Source organism: Roseobacter weihaiensis (assembly GCF_020622345.1).
In the GTDB taxonomy this organism is placed as follows: Bacteria; Pseudomonadota; Alphaproteobacteria; order Rhodobacterales; family Rhodobacteraceae; genus Roseobacter; species Roseobacter weihaiensis.
Genome location: NZ_JACNMO010000003.1, coordinates 30892 through 46020, shown reverse-complemented (window position 1 = coordinate 46020; position 15129 = coordinate 30892). Strand labels below are relative to the sequence as shown.

Sequence of the window (15129 nt, the reverse complement as noted above, 5' to 3'; positions counted from 1 at the left end):
GCGTATGATGGTATGATGACCAAGCAGGAGAGGCGGGCCTATGGACTGGCTTAAACACTCGATCATGGGCCAAAAGGGCGTCGCGGCAGGGGTTGCCGGGGCGGCGCACAGCCTGACAATCGAAGATCAGAAGACGTTTCACTATGTCTACGGCCCCTATGCCGATCCGGTGCTGGAGATCGATCCCGGTGCCGTTGTCACGGTGGAAACCCATGACGCCTTTGAAGGCAAGATCCGCAGTGAAGCTGATAAACCGTCCGACATTTTGCAGTTTCCCTTCCTCAATCCGCAGTCGGGACCCATTCATGTGCGCGGCGCGGAAAAGGGCGACGCGCTGGCGGTACGGATCATCTCCGTCAGTCCGCGCGGGCCGCAGCCGGTGGGCACCACCTGCCTGATCCCGGAATTCGGCGGGCTTGTCTCCACCGGCCAGACCGCGATGCTGAACGCCCCTTTGCCGGAGATCGTAAAGAAGGTCGTGGTCGATGACGCAGGCGTGCACTGGTCCGATACGCTGACGCTGCCCTACGAACCCTTCATCGGCACCATCGGAACAGCGTCCGAGATCGAGGCGATCTCCTCGCTGCAGCCCGACTACTACGGCGGCAACATGGACCTGCCGGATGTGGCGCCGGGGGCGATCATCTACCTGCCGGTGAACACGCCCGGCGGCTACCTCTACGTGGGCGATTGCCATGCGATCCAGGGAGATGGCGAGCTCTGTGGGGTTGCATTGGAGATTCCGGCCACGGTGGTCTTGCAGATCGACCTCATCAAGGAATATGGCAATACCTGGCCGCAACTGGAGACGGAAGAGGCGATGATGTTCATCGGCAGCGCCCGCCCGCTGGAGGATGCCTCGCGCATCGCCTACCGGGAGTTGGTACGATGGGTCGCGGCGCAGACCGGCCAATCGCAGGAGGATGCCTATATGCTGCTGACCATGTGCGGCAAGGTGCGCCTGGGCAATATGGTCGATCCGAAGTACTCGGTCGGGGCCTCGATCCTGAAACGCTATCTGGTTTGAAGAGGAGACGACAATGGATCTGGGACTGAAGGGGCTGAATGTCCTCATCACCGGCGGCAGCAAGGGCATCGGGCAGCGTTGCGCCGACCTGATGGCGCGCGAGGGCGCAAATGTATCGATCTGCGCGCGCAAGGCGGCCGAGATTGACACGGTGGTCGAGAGCCTTAAAACCCATGGCACTGCTTGCTTTGGGGCACCGGTGGATGTGGCCGACAAGGATGCGCTGGAGGCCTGGGTCAGCGACAGCGCAGCGGCGCTGGGGGGCATCGACATCGTGATCGCCAATGTCTCGGCACTCGCCGTCAGCGATGACGAGGCCGCCTGGCAGGCGGGGTTCGAGACGGACATGATGCATTCCGTGCGGCTGGTGAACGCGGCGATGCCCTGGCTGGAGCAATCCGATCACGCGGCGATCACGCTGATCTCGTCGGTCTCGGGGCGCGAGATCGACTTCACCGGCCCGGCCTACGGCGCGTTCAAGGGCGCGCTGGTGCATTACGCGCAGGGTCTGGCCTACAAGCTGGCGGGGCAGGGCATTCGGGCCAATACCGTCTCCCCCGGTAACACCTATTTCCCCGGCGGCATCTGGGCGCAGATTGAGGAAGGCAATCCGGAGCTTTTTGCCGAAGCCATGTCGCTGAACCCCATGGGTCGCATGGGCACGCCCGAGGAGGTCGCCACCGGCGTCGCCTTCCTCTCGGCGCCCTGTTCCAGCTTTACGACGGGAACCAACCTGGTGATTGATGGGGCGTTGACCAAAGGCGTTCAACTGTGACGCGGCAGCACTGACCTGCGGCGGTTCGGTGCGGATGGAGATAAACCGCGAGGCGGGCCAGCTTACAAAGAAATGGATTTGAGCGACGGCCTCTCCCGGCGATCTGGTTCGGGAACCTGGACACCAAAAGTGACGGCGGCTTCATTCAGACTGATGTCACCAGTATAACGCCCACATAGGCGTCTTATAGTGAGGCTGCCAATTCGGCCATCAATATGTTCAGGACAAGATACAGCTTCGACAAAACTGGATTTTGTTTCTTTACCCATCGGAGATGGCTTCGCTTTCAGCTGCCGTCGGTTCGCGCGACGCTCAACATCCACGGTGGTGCCTTGTATCTCCCTTTGTTGTAGGGCTCCGGTGCGATCAGTGTCAGAGGGGCCTTGTGATCCTGGATCTGATAGAACAGATGGGGGACACCCAGAGACGGGTCCGATGTTGCATCAGGAAACGGGATCGCTGATTGCCAGACCGGATGGTAATTGATCGTGCCTGCGACGCTGCGATAAATGGTGTCATGCAGCTTGGCCGCGATGCGACGGTTCTGGTCGAAATCACCAGGGCCGCCTGTGCCGCCCGCCAACGACGCAGCCATCGCGTAGTGATGCACCGAGCTATAGGGAAGGCACCCCACGAACGGCGTGGAATTCTCGCCGAACCTCGCATGGTAACGCGCGGCAAAAGCGCGACCGGCCTCATCATCAAGCAGGCCGATGACCGTGCCCACGACGATGCCTTCGCCGTCCTTCTCGGTCATCTCGCGAAAGGTCTGGTGCATCGCGCCATATTGCAGATAGACCAGCGCGTTCATTGGGCTTTCCATGAATTGCTTTTGAAAGGCGGCCAGATCCACCGCATAGAAATGCGTGTTCGCCAAAACCGCGGGATCGAGCGGGCGCACCCTGTTAAGTACATCGCGCCAATTGGTTGTGGGCGTCTGAACAATCTCGGGGCCGAAAACCAGGTTCCAGCCGAAATCCTTGGCCACCGACTTCATCGCATTGGCCACCACGATGGAGTAAGGCTTGGAACCCGAGATGATCGCCAGCCGGTTGTTGTGCGGTGTCCAGCCGCCGGTGTCGCGTAGCCATGAGATGAACTTGATGAAGCCCTGACCATACCAGTAGTCGGCGGGATCTCCCATGAAACAGCCGAAATAGCGGTCCGGATCACTCGCGACGGTATCGTGATGCTGAAGCGATGTGTTGTGGTGAATATAGATGATGCCTGCATCGGCTATCAGGTCGTATTCCGAGTTTTGTGGGCCGATATTGTAGCCGTTGATGATGGCGTGCACGCCGTGCTCGTGAATGAGCTTTTGGGCGGCCGAAATAACCTCTCCGGCTGTCTGCGTGCAGGTATCGATGGGGATCAACTCAATCTGCCGACCACAGATGCCACCGCTTGCATTGACCTCTTCAACGGCGAGCCGGGTGCCGTGATGGAACTCGCCCCCGTCCGCAGCGGATGGCCCGGACAGAGGCAACATGGAACCGATGGGTATCGGGGGATTCTGGGACATCAGGAGCCTTGTATGTTGAGCAGGTCGGGTTCGAACAGCAGGTTGTGCATCAGTACGCGTAACTGCGGTGGGCTGATGGGTTTGATCAGGAGCGGAAAGCCGTCTGCCTTGATCTCCTCAACCAGTTTGGGGTCGGTATCGGCGGTCATGATCACCGTCGGAACCGGGCGTCCATAGAGCTGCGACAGGTCTTTCGCGGCTTGTGTGCCGGTGTCGCTAACGCCAAGCCTGTAATCGGCCAGGAGGATGTCGGCCTCTAACTTTGTGTCGACGACAAGCCGGTCAAATGCGGCGCGGCTTTCCGTGCTGGTGACCTCTATACCCCAGCGCTCCAGCAGCGTGCTGATGGTGCCGCGCAGGATGTCATCGTCTTCCAGTACGATGGCGCAAATGCCCGCGAACTGGCCACCAATCGCCTCGGACACTTCGGGCACACCGATATCGCTTTGCCAGACATTGCCGAGTGGGACATCGATCGAGAACACCGACCCTTTGCCAGGCACTGAGTCCACGGAAATCTTATGCTCTAACATCTGTGCCATGCGTGCGGCAATGTTCAGGCCCAGCCCAAGACCCATCTTCTTGGATTCCTCCCTGGCCCTGACCTGAAAGAACTCCTCAAAGATACTGCTGAGGTTTTCGCGTTTTATCCCGCAGCCCGTGTCATGCACCTCGATCCGCAGCGTGTTGCCCCGCTTGCGGCAGCCGACGAGAATTCTGCCTTGAGCGGTGTAGCGGATCGCATTGGCCACGAAATTGCTGACGATCCGTTCCAGCATGGCGTGGTCGCTCTGGATGGTTGCCTGATTTGAAATGATGCGGAGCTCAAGGCCCTTCTCTCTGGCTTGAGACTCGAATTGCGTACGAACCCGCTCCAGAAAGGGTGCGATCTGGAAATTGGTTACCATAGGCACGACCTTGCCCGCGTCAAGTTGGCCCACCTGCAGCAAGACGCTCAGAATATCTTCCATGATGCTGGTGGAGACATCAATCGCATGCAGCATCTCCTGTGTCTTGCTGATATCCTCTTCCTCGATGCAGTTGTAGGTCAGGATCTTGATGGTCGCCAAAGGCTGGCGCAAATCATGGTTGGCCGCGCGCAAAAAACGGGACTTGGTGGCATTGGCCAGTTCCGCCAATTCCCGTGCTTGTTGCAGTGCCCGTTCACCCCGTCTTTGCGAGGATACGTCATTGACGATTGTGACGCAGCCGACGCGCGCAATCGGTCTTTCGTTCATTGCGAAAAAACGCCCGTCCGGCAGGGTCAACTCGGAAGAGCGGCCTCCGCGATGGGCAGATAGCTGCTGCTTCGCCCAAAGTTCGGGCTCACTGCCTGAGTATATCTCCTTGTTCGCCGCAAGCGCATCGAAGAACGCCTCGCTTGTCATACCCGGCGAGAGGATGGCTGCCACTGCCAGGAAATGCTCTTCGAATTTGGGATTCCACGTCACGAGGCAGTCCTCGGCATCCCAGATCGCTAGACCAAACTCTGACTGGTGGAAAGCCTTGCGGAAAAGACCCTCATCAGTGCCGCCGCCTGCCGGCGCCCGTGTCTTGGAGATGTCCTGAATGGAGCCGACGATCTCCATCACGTTGCCCTGGGGGCCGTGAATGGGCGTGGCCGCCTCTCTTAACCAGAGCAAACTGCCATCGGCCAGGATCAGGCGGTACTCAACTTCGGATTTATTGCCCGTTGTCAGTCGGTCGATATGGTCTTCGAACCGCTTTACGTCGGCATCGGCAATTTTGATCGTGTTGTTTGGATTGGCGTGCAGCACGATGGGTGGCACTGTCAGGTTGCTCAATGTGCCGGAATGCCAGATCAGTGTGGGCGCGTCATTCCTGAATTGAACCGCGTAGGAAAAGCAATTCAGCAGGCCCGCAGCGATGGCATAGCGATCCGTGTTTGGCGTAACCGGGATTTCAAATGCCATACTGTTCCCTTCCGGCGCGTTCACTCCGCGTTATCCGGCAGAAGGTTCCGGACATTCGTAACGGCGAAGTGGATTGTCTCCGCGCGGTCAGACAGGCCAAGCTTCTTCATGATGTTCTTCACATGAACGCGCACCGTGTTCGGGCTGAGCCGTAGGATATCGGCGATCTTGGCGTCAGACATGCCGCGCCCCAGCCAGGACATCACTTCTTTTTCGCGGCTGGTCAGAACTTTCCAGTCCACACCCACCCGGTCCTGGATTGACGCTGCGGCCCCTTCAACCTCGACCGGAATATCGCGGGCGAGGATATCGCGCGGGAAGTAAACATCGCCTGCCAGTACCCGCTCAAACGCACGGGACAGCTCCTTGGCATCTGTGGTTTTGGGCACATATCCAACCACGCCAAGCTCGATGCAGCGCATAACGGATTTACGGTCTTCATGAACCGATAGAACGATGACGGGAATCTCGGGGTAGGTTGCCCGAAGCACCTGTAAACCCTCAAAGTCATGAAACCCGGGCATGATCAGGTCAACGACAACGAGCCCGACCGAGGCCTCTGCCTCAAGCAGCTCCATGGCCTCCTGATAGCTGCCCGCCTCCAACGCTTCGAGCTTGATGCCAAGGCGTTCAAAAACATGCCGCAGAGACGCCCGAACGATCCAATGGTCATCCGCAAAGAGAATTTTCATGAACCCGCTCTCGATTACTACAAACTGACATTTTCCGTGTTTCTAAGTTGATTTGGGCATTCCGGCAACCGGAAGCAAGTTAGCCGGCAACTTTCGACACCACGTATTGTTTAGTTTAAATCGCTATAACTAAGCACTTTCGAACGGAAAATTCCTCGAATTTGACACGCTTTCAAGGTTTCGCGTCACTTTATCGCGCTTGACTAGTCAAAATGATTACTCATAGTAAACAAAATTTCATAACTCGAATCGTTGGGCTCATCCGCAAATCTGGTGTGGCCAACGGACGCACCGCGCGGCAAAAACAACGGGGAAAACTTATGATCACGGCAAACATGGTCCTCATCGGACTGGTCATCCTTTTGATCCTCATCGTGATCTATGCCAAATTCTATCAGCGCAGTTCCAAAGACGTGGCCTTTGTCAGAACCGGTTTTGGCGGTGAGCGGATCGTTCTGACCGGTGGCGCGCTGGCCATCCCGATCATCCATCAAACCACGCCAGTGAACATGTCCACACTGCGGCTCGTCGTGGAGCGCGCCCGCGAGAAGGGGCTCGTCACCAAAGACAAGATGCGCGTGGACATAGAAACCGCGTTCTACGTCCGTGTCGCCGGGACCAGGGAAGGCGTTGCATTGGCCGCACAGACCCTCGGCCCGCGCACGCTTAATCCGCAATCCATTCAGGAGCTGATGAGCGGTAAATTCGTGGATGCCATGCGCGCCGCCACTGCGGAGATGACGCTGGACGAGCTGCATTCCGATGCAAAGGGTTTTACTGATCGGGTGGCCGAGATGATCCACGGTGCGGTCACGATGAACGGTTTGGAGCTGGAATCCGTTTCCCTCTCCAACATGGATCAGACCGAGAAGCAGTATTTCGACCCCAACAACACGTTTGACGCCGAAGGCCTGATCAAGATCACCCGGGAAACCGAGGAAAGCCGCAAAACCCGCAATGAGATCGAACGCGCGTCCGAGTTGAAGATCGAACAGACCAACCTGGCGGCGGAAGAGAAGAGCCTGGAGGTTAAGCGTCAGTCCGAATACGCGCGGATGCAGACCGATTATGAGATCGCGCAGCGCCGCGCCTCCCAAGCGGCCGACATCGCCAAGGCGCAGGCGGAAAGCACGCGGCAATCCTCCGAAGCGGAAATCGCTGAGACCGAGACTGTCGAGAAGCTGCGCCTGGCATCAGAGCAGACCGTTTCGATGGAACGGATCGCCACCGAACGCACTCTCCGTGAAGCCGAGCTTGAGAAGTCGAAGACACTAGAAGTGATGGAGATTGACCGTCAGCGCGCCCTCAAAATCGCCGAGCAGGAACGCGAGATCGCTCTGCTGGCCAAGCAGCAGGAACGCGCCAAGGTCTCGGAGGCCACACGCTCGGCCGAGGCCAAGGCAGCCACCGCCGAGGAGCAGGTCGATACTGCCCGCGAGGTGGCGCGGGCCGAGCGCGAGAAAGCGGTGGCTGAGCTGAAATCACAGCGCGTCGCGCAGGAGAAGGCCATTGCCACGAAGATCGCGGCACAAGCTGAGAAGCTCGCCGCGCAGGACCTGGCCAGCGCCAAGGAAGTCATTGCCAATGCCGAGGCCGCTGCCGAGCGTGTTCGGCGTCTGGCCGAAGCCGAAGGCCGACAGCGGATCAACGAAGCTGCCAATATCCTATCTTCCGAGCAGGTTGACATGCAGGTCAAGCTCGACACGATCAAGGCGCTGCCGGACATCATTCGCGAAAGCGTCAAACCAATCGAGAACATCGACGGCATCAAGATCATCGATGTGGGCGGGCTCAATGGTGAAAGCACCACATCCGGTAATGGCGATGACGGATCAGGTGCGGGTCGGCCCGCCGGGGGTGACGATGGCAATCTGGTGGACCGGGCGGTGTCAGGTGCGCTGCGCTACCGCACCCATGCGCCGATCCTGGACAGCCTGATCCAAGAGGTAGGCCTGGTCCAGGGTAGCGAAACCTTGACAAGCCTGGTTTCGGGCAAGTCGTCACTGGCATCAGGCAAACCAATTGGTCCTAAGAAACGTATTTGAAATCAGCTAGATAGCTTTCCGGGGGAGAGCAGAACTTAACCGGATGCGCTTCAGGAGCACGAGCATGGCACGAAAGCACAAAGACCCCAAGACGGCCCTGCAGGGAAACTATGGTTTCGCGGCGGTCGATGATTACGACATGCGGATGTATGTGCTGCCGACGCTTCTCGACCCGGAAGGGCGGGCCGCCATCATCGCCGAACACCGTGCGCTGCCGGTCTACGCCGCCACCCAACCGGGGGAGCCTGCGCCGATGTATTCCGATGTGCTCACCAAGTTGATCGACAAGCTCAGAACCGTGCCGATGCGGGGCAAACACACCATCGTCGAAGTCAAACCGTGGGAAGAATACGCCATCGGCTTCCTGCCCGGCCAGCGCGGCGGGCGTGTCGAGATATCGGCTGAAACCTACCCAACCCGAGAGGATGCGGAACACGCAATCTTTCTCAAGCGGCTCGAAGTTTTTCTGGCCGGTTACGGCATCGAAATGTGATCGGCGGCCCCCCGCACGACAAGATTACAGGAAGTCAAAGTGACACAAGACGTTCAAGACCATCTGCTGCAGATCACCGGCTATTCAGACCGGTTTTCCGCCCGCCCGGGCGAGACCATCCGGTTTCACGTACATTCGGAGTACAACGAGCCGTTTCAGGCCGACATCGTTCGCCTGATCCATGGCGACACCAACCCTGAAGGACCAGGCTATAAGGAAGAGCTGATCCATACCCATGTCAGCGACATGTATCCCGGCAAGAACCAGCCGATGCATGCCGGCAGCTATATCCTGGTGCCGCATAACGAGATCCTGAACGTCAGCAGCTTTACGCTTTGCGCCTATATCTATCCCACCACGCCCTATGTGGACATCGAAGGGGTCGAGGTGGGTCCTCAGGCGATCCTGTCGAAATGGGATGACGCGGCGCAGACGGGTTATGGCCTCTTCATCAACGAACATGGCGAGCTGAGCCTGCGCATCGGCCATGGCACGGGTCGGGTTGAGGAATTCTCAACCGGCAAACCGCTGTTCCGCAAGGTCTGGTATAAGGTGTCGGCGACTTACGATGCCAGGACAGGCGAAGTGCGCGTCGCGCAGCGGCCCTATCTCACCAACACGAATGGCGGGCATGGCATGTCGATGCTGCATCCGCTGGACGACACGCAAGGCGCCTATCGCGGCTCGTCGCATATGGGCGGGCCCGCGGCCAATGACGCACCCTTCCTGATGGCGGCGGCCAGTCAAAAGGCCCGTTCGGGCCGGTTCATTGGTGGTGCGCATTTCAAGGACGTGCATGAGCCGATTGAAATTCCGGTCAACACGTTGAATTTCAACGGCAAGATTGAACGGCCCAAACTGGCCAAACGCGCGCTGAGCGATGCGGAGATCGAGTTGCTGTTGGGTGCGCCAGGTCTGGAGAATGTCGGTAATGAGTTGCGTGCGGCGGTGATCGGTGCCTGGGACTTTGCGGCCAATATATCGGAAAATGCCGCCTCGCCCACGATCATCGACAAGAGCCTCTGCCTGCAACACGGGCAGGGCATCAACATGCCGGTGCGCGGGGTGACTGGGTTCAACTGGTCCTCGGATTACATGAGTTTCAAACATGGTCCGCAGGAATTCGGCGCCATCCATTTCCACGACGAAAGCGTTGATGATGCCCGGTGGGAAGAATCCTTTGCCTTCACCGTGCCGCAAGGGCTGCCCAGTGGCGTTTATGCCGCCCGGATGCGCGTCAACCGGATCGCCAGCCCCGAGACCGAGGATTACATCCCCTTCTTCGTGCGTCCGCCGAAAGAGGGGTCGGGTGCCAAGATCGCCCTGATCATCCCGACCTTCAGCTATATGGCCTATGCCAATGACAACCTGTCTGTGAACTCGGTGATTGCCCAACTTCTTACGGGCCGCGTGCCGCTCTTGCAGCCCGAAGACCTGCTGCTCAATCAGGAGAAAGGCTATGGCCTTGGCACCTATGCACATTATCGTGACGGGTGGGGTGTCAACGTCTCTTCACGCCTTCGGCCAATTCTGAACATGCGGCCCAAATACATTCACATTCTGTCCCCCTCCCTGTGGCAGTTGAATGCGGATCTGCATTTGGTCGATTGGCTGGATCAGAAGGATTACCCGGTCGATATCCATTGCGATCAGGACCTGCAGGCCGAAGGTGTGGAGCTTTTGAACAAGTATCGGGTGGTGATGACACCGCACCACCCCGAATACCCCACCGAACAGATGATGGACGCCTACCACGACTATCAGATGCAGGGGGGCCGCTTCATGTATCTGGCTGCGAACGGGTTCTACTGGATCACCGCAGCCCATCCCGACAATTCCAACATCATCGAGGTACGCAAGGGCGACAATGGCACCCGCGCCTGGACCATCGCGCCGGGTGAGTACTGCAACGCCTTTGACGGCAAACACGGCGGGCTGTGGCGGGTGCGCGGGCGCGCCATGTCCAAGCTCCTGGGCGTGTCCTTCACCAGCTTCGGGTTGACCTACTCGTCCTATTACCGGCGTGCGCCCGACAGTGAATTGCCCGAGTGTTCGTGGATTATGGAAGGCGTCGGCCTCGACGAACCCATCGGGAACTTCGGCTTGATCGGGGACGGGGCGGCCGGACTGGAGCTTGACCGCTACGATATTGAGTTGGGCACACCGCATCGTGCCTATCTGCTGGCGCATTCCGAAGGGCATAACGACATGTTCGTGACTGTGTCTGAGGAATCAACCTTCCACGCACGCGGCTATTTCTCAGCCGGGACGGGTGAGAATAACCCCAATACTCGTGCCGACATCGTGTATTATAAAACGCCCAATGACGGTGCCGTTTTCTCTGTTGGATCAATGACCTGGTGTGGCTCTCTCAGTCACAATAATTACGACAACAACGTCTCGCAGATTATGGAAAACGTGATCGACGGGTTCGTGAAGGAAGGGCCCTTGCCATGAGTGCAACCCCAAACCAACCCGACAAGACCGTCCGCCCCAAGGACCTGCTGGTCAAGGATTTGAACGCTACCAAAGACGAATTCTGGTGGGTGCACCATGCCTATAAGGGCAAAGGGGCATTCGATCTGACCAGCGCCGGATCCTTCCCCGAGGGCAGCCAAATCTGGGTCCGCTCGGACGAGGTGGACCCCAACGCCATGGAAAGCGCCGAGGCCTGCATGCCGGTCGGGCTCGGTGATTTCGCCGACTTCGCTCAGGTGCTCTACAAGCTGAACGGATATCGTCCGGGTGCTGTCAAGGGGTGGTACGTGGTGGTCTGCGTGCAGGAGAAAATCGCCTGGGCGGTGGGCCAGCTGCGGGCTGACACGGTACATCCGCTGCAGCTCTTTTCGGATCTGGTCTTCGAGACCGAGGATGAGGCCGTGAACAAGGCTGCCGAGCTGCGCCTGCAGAACCCCGGTGCGATCCGGCTTGCGGGCGAAATGCCGGTCGGCAATCCGGTCGAACGCCGGACCGCCGAAACCATCGCGCTTGAGCGGGAGTACAATGCCCGCTTGTCCGGATTTTCCCGGTCTGCCAGGCCCAAGAAGAACCAGCAGACAGGACAGACACAAAAAGAGGCGGCGGGTGACCCGACCGCTCTCAATACTCAGGCCACCAGCAAAAAGGCGGCCAGCAACAAGGAGGAAGGAAAATGACGAACCCACTTTGGCCAAAGGTCAATCGGTCTCACAACACGGCGGAGCTGGCGGCGACTAAGGACGGCAAGGCCAGGCTTGCTGAAACCTCGGACGGCAATGAGCTCTTCGACGATGCGCGCCGAAATCTGCTGAAATTGGGCGGCGGCAGTGTTCTGGGCATGGGCGCGCTGGCGCTGATGAATAGCCAAGCCAAAGCGCAATCAAACGAGCCCATCCCGATCGGATCGATGTATCCGCTGACAGGCGCGGCAGCCACTGACGGGCAGGGATACAAGCGCGGCGTTGAACTGGCGATTGAAGAGATCAACGATTACGGCGGCATTCTGGGTCGCCCGCTTGAACCGCATTACGTGGACACCAAGAATATGAGCGCCTCCGAGGTTGTCGCCGCAGCGAACTTCCTGATCGACCGCCACGAGGTCCATGCCATTATCAATGGCTACAATATCGGACCAAACGATGCCGAGTACGAACCGATTGCCGATGCGGGCATCATCTACATGCATGTAAACACGGCAATCCAACATCATGAAACGGTCGCCTCTGATCCTGACCGCTATTTCGGTTGTTTCATGGCTGACCCTGCGGAATACTGGTATGGTGGCGGCTACATCACCATGCTGGCCGATCTGCGGGATGCGGGCGTATGGACACCGCCCAACAACAAGATTGCGATCATCGTTGGCTCGATTCCCTATTCGATCGTGATTGCCGATGCGATGAAGGAAGCCGCTGTCGAGAAAGGCTTCGAGGTAGCGTTTTCCGAGGTTGTCCAGACCCCCACGACCGAATGGGGTCCGGTTCTGGCCAAGGTCCGTCAGGTCGATCCGGCGGCGATTGCCAATACGCATTTCTTTGCCGGTGATATCGCGCAATGTCAGCTGCAATTCGTGGAAAACCCGACCAACAGTCTGTTCTATTACCAGTATGGCGCGCTGCAGAAAGACTTCCGCGACATTGCGGGCGACGCCTCGGTCGGGGCCTTGACGGGGTCGGTCGACGGTCTGCTGCCGGATGATTTTGCGAAGCCCTATGTAGAGGCGCATGCGGCCAAATACGGTGAGGACAGTGATCCGCAGCCCGGAGCGCTTTCCTACGGTCCGATGCATCACTACGCGATGGCAGCTGCCGTGGCCGGGGGCACGGGCGAGCCGGGCAATTACGATCAGAACCGCAAGATCGCCTGGGCGCTTAAGCGGTTCACGTTCCGCGGGCCGACCGGATCCTACTGGTACCACCCCGAGTTCCAGGCGACGCTTCCCTATCCCACTTACACGCGCGATCCGTCGCTCGGCCACCCGCATCTGCATCAGCAGATCCAGGACAAGACCAAACCGCCGGTGGTGATCTATCCCGAACCCTATACAGACGGCAATTTCATTCTGCCGCCCTGGTTCACCTAAGGGCTGGGGGATACGCAAACATGCCATGGCCCCGGAAAGGACTTGCCAACCTGTCGCTGCACAGGGTGGCCACCACGTCAGACGACGGCAGCGCGCCAGCGCTGTTGTCTGTGCGGCGTGTGACCAAGTCTTTCGGGGCCCTTGTTGCCGTCAACAAGATGAGTTTTGACATCTCCCCCGGCACGGTGTTTGGGATCGGCGGGCCGAATGGCGCGGGCAAGACAACGATGTTCGATGTCATTTCCGGCGTGCAGCCCGCGAATAGCGGCGAAATCCTGTTTGACGGGCAGGTGATCACCCAGAAGAAACCGCATGAGATTTGCCATGCCGGGATCGCCCGCACCTTTCAGCTGAACGCCGCGTTTGAGACGATGACCGTGCTGGAGAATGTGCTGATCTCCACTCATCACGGTCATGACCCTCATGAAATCCCCTCAGTGGTGTTTCGTCAGGGCGAACAACACGATGCATTTGAGGCGCTTGAACTTGTGGGGTTGCAGGACCGGCAGGGCGCCATCGTATCCTCTCTGACCCTGATGGAGCAGAAGCTGCTGATGATCGCCTCGGCCATCGCAACGCGACCGAAGCTCTTGCTGCTTGACGAACCCGTGGGTGGCTTGATCCCACGCGAGATTGGCCATGTCGAAAATCTGATCGGCCACCTGACCGAGACCCGCGGCATGTCGGTGATCCTGATCGAACATGTGATGCGGTTCCTCATTGGCCTCTCTGATGAAGTCATGATCATGAATTACGGCGAGAAGCTCTATCAGGGCAGCGCCGAAGGGCTGACCGAGGACACTAAGGTGGTTGAGGTCTATTTGGGCCACGGGGCCTCAGCGCAATACAAGAAAAAAGGGAATGGGCAGGACGCAGAAGCCATAGACACCGTGCTCACCGACCCCGGTGAGGACGAGATCAGCGACAAGTGGTCCGACGATGTGACCAAGGCCGCGCGTCAGGTCTTACGAATGCATCGCAGCGGCAAGCTCTACCCAATTGACTATCTGAGCCTGCAAAAGTTGCTGGAGGCCCGGTCGGCGGAAGAGAAATCCACCCGGGTGTCCCGGGCCGCGCGTGGGCTGCTGGAGGCCCGGGCCAAGGGAGCGCCGCTGAAGCAGCATTTCGAGCTCTTGGAACGGATGCTGGACGAGGCTCACGAGACACGGGTCAAACCGCCGAAGCCCGAGGCCCTGAAAGGTCTTGAACAACGCCGCGCCGATCTCATCGAAACCGCCGCCCGCCGCCTGATCGATGCGCAGGATGGCCAGTCGCTCAGCGACGAAGACCTAAAAGCGCTCCGCGCAGCCTTGATGTGGGACATCGCATTGAACAGATCGCCGAACCCTGATGGGGGGCAGGCACAATGACCCATGCGATGCAGGTCTCGAATCTGACCGCCGGATACGGGCGCAGGCAGGTGCTCCACAATGTCTCTCTCGACATCGAGGAAGGCCAGGTTGTCGGCATCATCGGGCCGAACGGGCATGGCAAATCGACCCTTTTGAAGGTGCTGTCCGGGTTGGTGCCGGTCACCTCGGGGCAGGTTTTTATGGGTGGCATTTCGATGGACGGTCTGTCCGCCCATGGCCGTGTGGAACAGGGGCTGGTGCAGATCCCGCAGGGCGATTTGGTGTTTCCCGATATGACTGTCGAGGAAAACCTCTTCATGGGTGGATATCTGGCGCAAGGCCGCAGCGAAATTGAGCGCCGGCTGGAGCGGGTCTATGACCTCTTTCCGCGTCTGGCCGAACGCCGCCCGCAGATCGCCCGGACCCTGTCGGGGGGCGAGCGGCGGATGCTGGGGATCGGACGTGGGTTGATGAGCGAGGGCCAAGTCGTGCTGATCGACGAGCCATCGCTGGGGCTGGCCCCCAAGGTGATCGACATGGTCTATGACGTGCTCGCCAAGCTGCGCAGCGTCTCGCCAACTTTGCTGATTGTCGAGGAAAACCCCGTCAGGCTGCAAGGGATCGCCGACCACATCTATCTGATGGATAACGGAGAATTTGTCTGGAACGGCACCCCGGGCGAGCTAAGCCGCAACAGCGATCTGATCGCCACCTATCTGGGAACCTGA

Annotated in this window: 12 protein-coding genes; 9 read left to right on the top strand and 3 right to left on the bottom strand. The window is 58.9% G+C overall.

Annotation, left to right across the window (positions count from 1 at the left end):
* Positions 1–40: 40 nt before the first annotated feature.
* Both H7847_RS04435 and H7847_RS04430 read left to right on the top strand, forming a co-directional pair.
* Positions 41–1027 carry an acetamidase/formamidase family protein gene (locus tag H7847_RS04435; RefSeq protein WP_227268183.1) on the top strand — a complete coding sequence of 329 codons (987 nt, stop codon included), beginning with the start codon at positions 41–43 and terminating at the stop codon, positions 1025–1027.
* A gap of 13 nt (positions 1028–1040) precedes the next feature.
* A complete protein-coding gene (locus H7847_RS04430; RefSeq protein ID WP_227268182.1) occupies positions 1041–1802 on the top strand; it encodes an SDR family NAD(P)-dependent oxidoreductase in 762 nt (253 codons plus the stop codon).
* A 286-nt stretch (positions 1803–2088) separates the two neighbouring features.
* On the opposite strand, the gene H7847_RS04425 is transcribed toward H7847_RS04430, so the two are convergent.
* The 3 genes from H7847_RS04425 to H7847_RS04415 are packed head-to-tail and all read right to left on the bottom strand — an operon-like array spanning position 2089 to position 5950.
* Positions 2089–3324, bottom strand: coding sequence for an ABC transporter substrate-binding protein (locus H7847_RS04425; protein ID WP_227268181.1), 1236 nt, complete (start codon positions 3322–3324; stop codon positions 2089–2091).
* The gene (locus tag H7847_RS04420) at positions 3324–5258 is read right to left on the bottom strand and encodes an ATP-binding protein (protein WP_227268180.1); all 1935 of its coding nucleotides are present in this window, start codon (positions 5256–5258) and stop codon (positions 3324–3326) included. Before H7847_RS04420 ends, H7847_RS04425 begins: the two co-directional genes overlap by 1 nt.
* Positions 5259–5278: 20 nt before the next feature.
* Positions 5279–5950 carry a response regulator transcription factor gene (locus tag H7847_RS04415; protein ID WP_227268179.1) on the bottom strand — a complete coding sequence of 224 codons (672 nt, stop codon included), beginning with the start codon at positions 5948–5950 and terminating at the stop codon, positions 5279–5281.
* 320 nt (positions 5951–6270) lie between these two features.
* On the opposite strand from H7847_RS04415, the gene H7847_RS04410 reads away from it, so the two are divergent.
* The 7 genes from H7847_RS04410 to H7847_RS04380 all read left to right on the top strand — a co-directional run bounded on the left by H7847_RS04410 (position 6271) and on the right by H7847_RS04380 (position 15129).
* Entirely contained in the window at positions 6271–7995 is a 1725-nt protein-coding gene (locus tag H7847_RS04410; RefSeq protein ID WP_227268178.1) for a flotillin family protein, read from the top strand.
* A gap of 64 nt (positions 7996–8059) precedes the next feature.
* Entirely contained in the window at positions 8060–8488 is a 429-nt protein-coding gene (locus H7847_RS04405; protein WP_227268177.1) for a hypothetical protein, read from the top strand.
* A gap of 39 nt (positions 8489–8527) precedes the next feature.
* The gene (locus tag H7847_RS04400) at positions 8528–10945 is read left to right on the top strand and encodes a LamG domain-containing protein (RefSeq protein ID WP_227268176.1); all 2418 of its coding nucleotides are present in this window, start codon (positions 8528–8530) and stop codon (positions 10943–10945) included.
* Positions 10942–11643, top strand: a complete 702-nt coding sequence (locus H7847_RS04395) for a hypothetical protein (RefSeq protein WP_227268175.1) — start codon at positions 10942–10944, stop codon at positions 11641–11643. The genes H7847_RS04400 and H7847_RS04395 overlap by 4 nt, the downstream gene beginning before the upstream one ends.
* The gene (locus tag H7847_RS04390) at positions 11640–13049 is read left to right on the top strand and encodes an ABC transporter substrate-binding protein (protein WP_227268174.1); all 1410 of its coding nucleotides are present in this window, start codon (positions 11640–11642) and stop codon (positions 13047–13049) included. The genes H7847_RS04395 and H7847_RS04390 overlap by 4 nt, the downstream gene beginning before the upstream one ends.
* Before the next feature lie 20 nt (positions 13050–13069).
* Positions 13070–14419, top strand: a complete 1350-nt coding sequence (locus tag H7847_RS04385; protein ID WP_227268173.1) for an ABC transporter ATP-binding protein — start codon at positions 13070–13072, stop codon at positions 14417–14419.
* The gene (locus H7847_RS04380) at positions 14416–15129 is read left to right on the top strand and encodes an ABC transporter ATP-binding protein (RefSeq protein ID WP_227268172.1); all 714 of its coding nucleotides are present in this window, start codon (positions 14416–14418) and stop codon (positions 15127–15129) included. The genes H7847_RS04385 and H7847_RS04380 overlap by 4 nt, the downstream gene beginning before the upstream one ends.

Bases quoted from the DNA above. Each gene is read 5' to 3' on its own strand.
- H7847_RS04435 (WP_227268183.1), top strand. From the start codon at position 41: ATGGACTGGCTTAAACACTCGATCATGGGCCAAAAGGGCGTCGCGGCA.
- H7847_RS04430 (WP_227268182.1), top strand. From the start codon at position 1,041: ATGGATCTGGGACTGAAGGGGCTGAATGTCCTCATCACCGGCGGCAGC.
- H7847_RS04425 (WP_227268181.1), bottom strand. From the start codon at position 3,324: ATGTCCCAGAATCCCCCGATACCCATCGGTTCCATGTTGCCTCTGTCC.
- H7847_RS04420 (WP_227268180.1), bottom strand. From the start codon at position 5,258: ATGGCATTTGAAATCCCGGTTACGCCAAACACGGATCGCTATGCCATC.
- H7847_RS04415 (WP_227268179.1), bottom strand. From the start codon at position 5,950: ATGAAAATTCTCTTTGCGGATGACCATTGGATCGTTCGGGCGTCTCTG.
- H7847_RS04410 (WP_227268178.1), top strand. From the start codon at position 6,271: ATGATCACGGCAAACATGGTCCTCATCGGACTGGTCATCCTTTTGATC.
- H7847_RS04405 (WP_227268177.1), top strand. From the start codon at position 8,060: ATGGCACGAAAGCACAAAGACCCCAAGACGGCCCTGCAGGGAAACTAT.
- H7847_RS04395 (WP_227268175.1), top strand. From the start codon at position 10,942: ATGAGTGCAACCCCAAACCAACCCGACAAGACCGTCCGCCCCAAGGAC.
- H7847_RS04390 (WP_227268174.1), top strand. From the start codon at position 11,640: ATGACGAACCCACTTTGGCCAAAGGTCAATCGGTCTCACAACACGGCG.
- H7847_RS04385 (WP_227268173.1), top strand. From the start codon at position 13,070: ATGCCATGGCCCCGGAAAGGACTTGCCAACCTGTCGCTGCACAGGGTG.
- H7847_RS04380 (WP_227268172.1), top strand. From the start codon at position 14,416: ATGACCCATGCGATGCAGGTCTCGAATCTGACCGCCGGATACGGGCGC.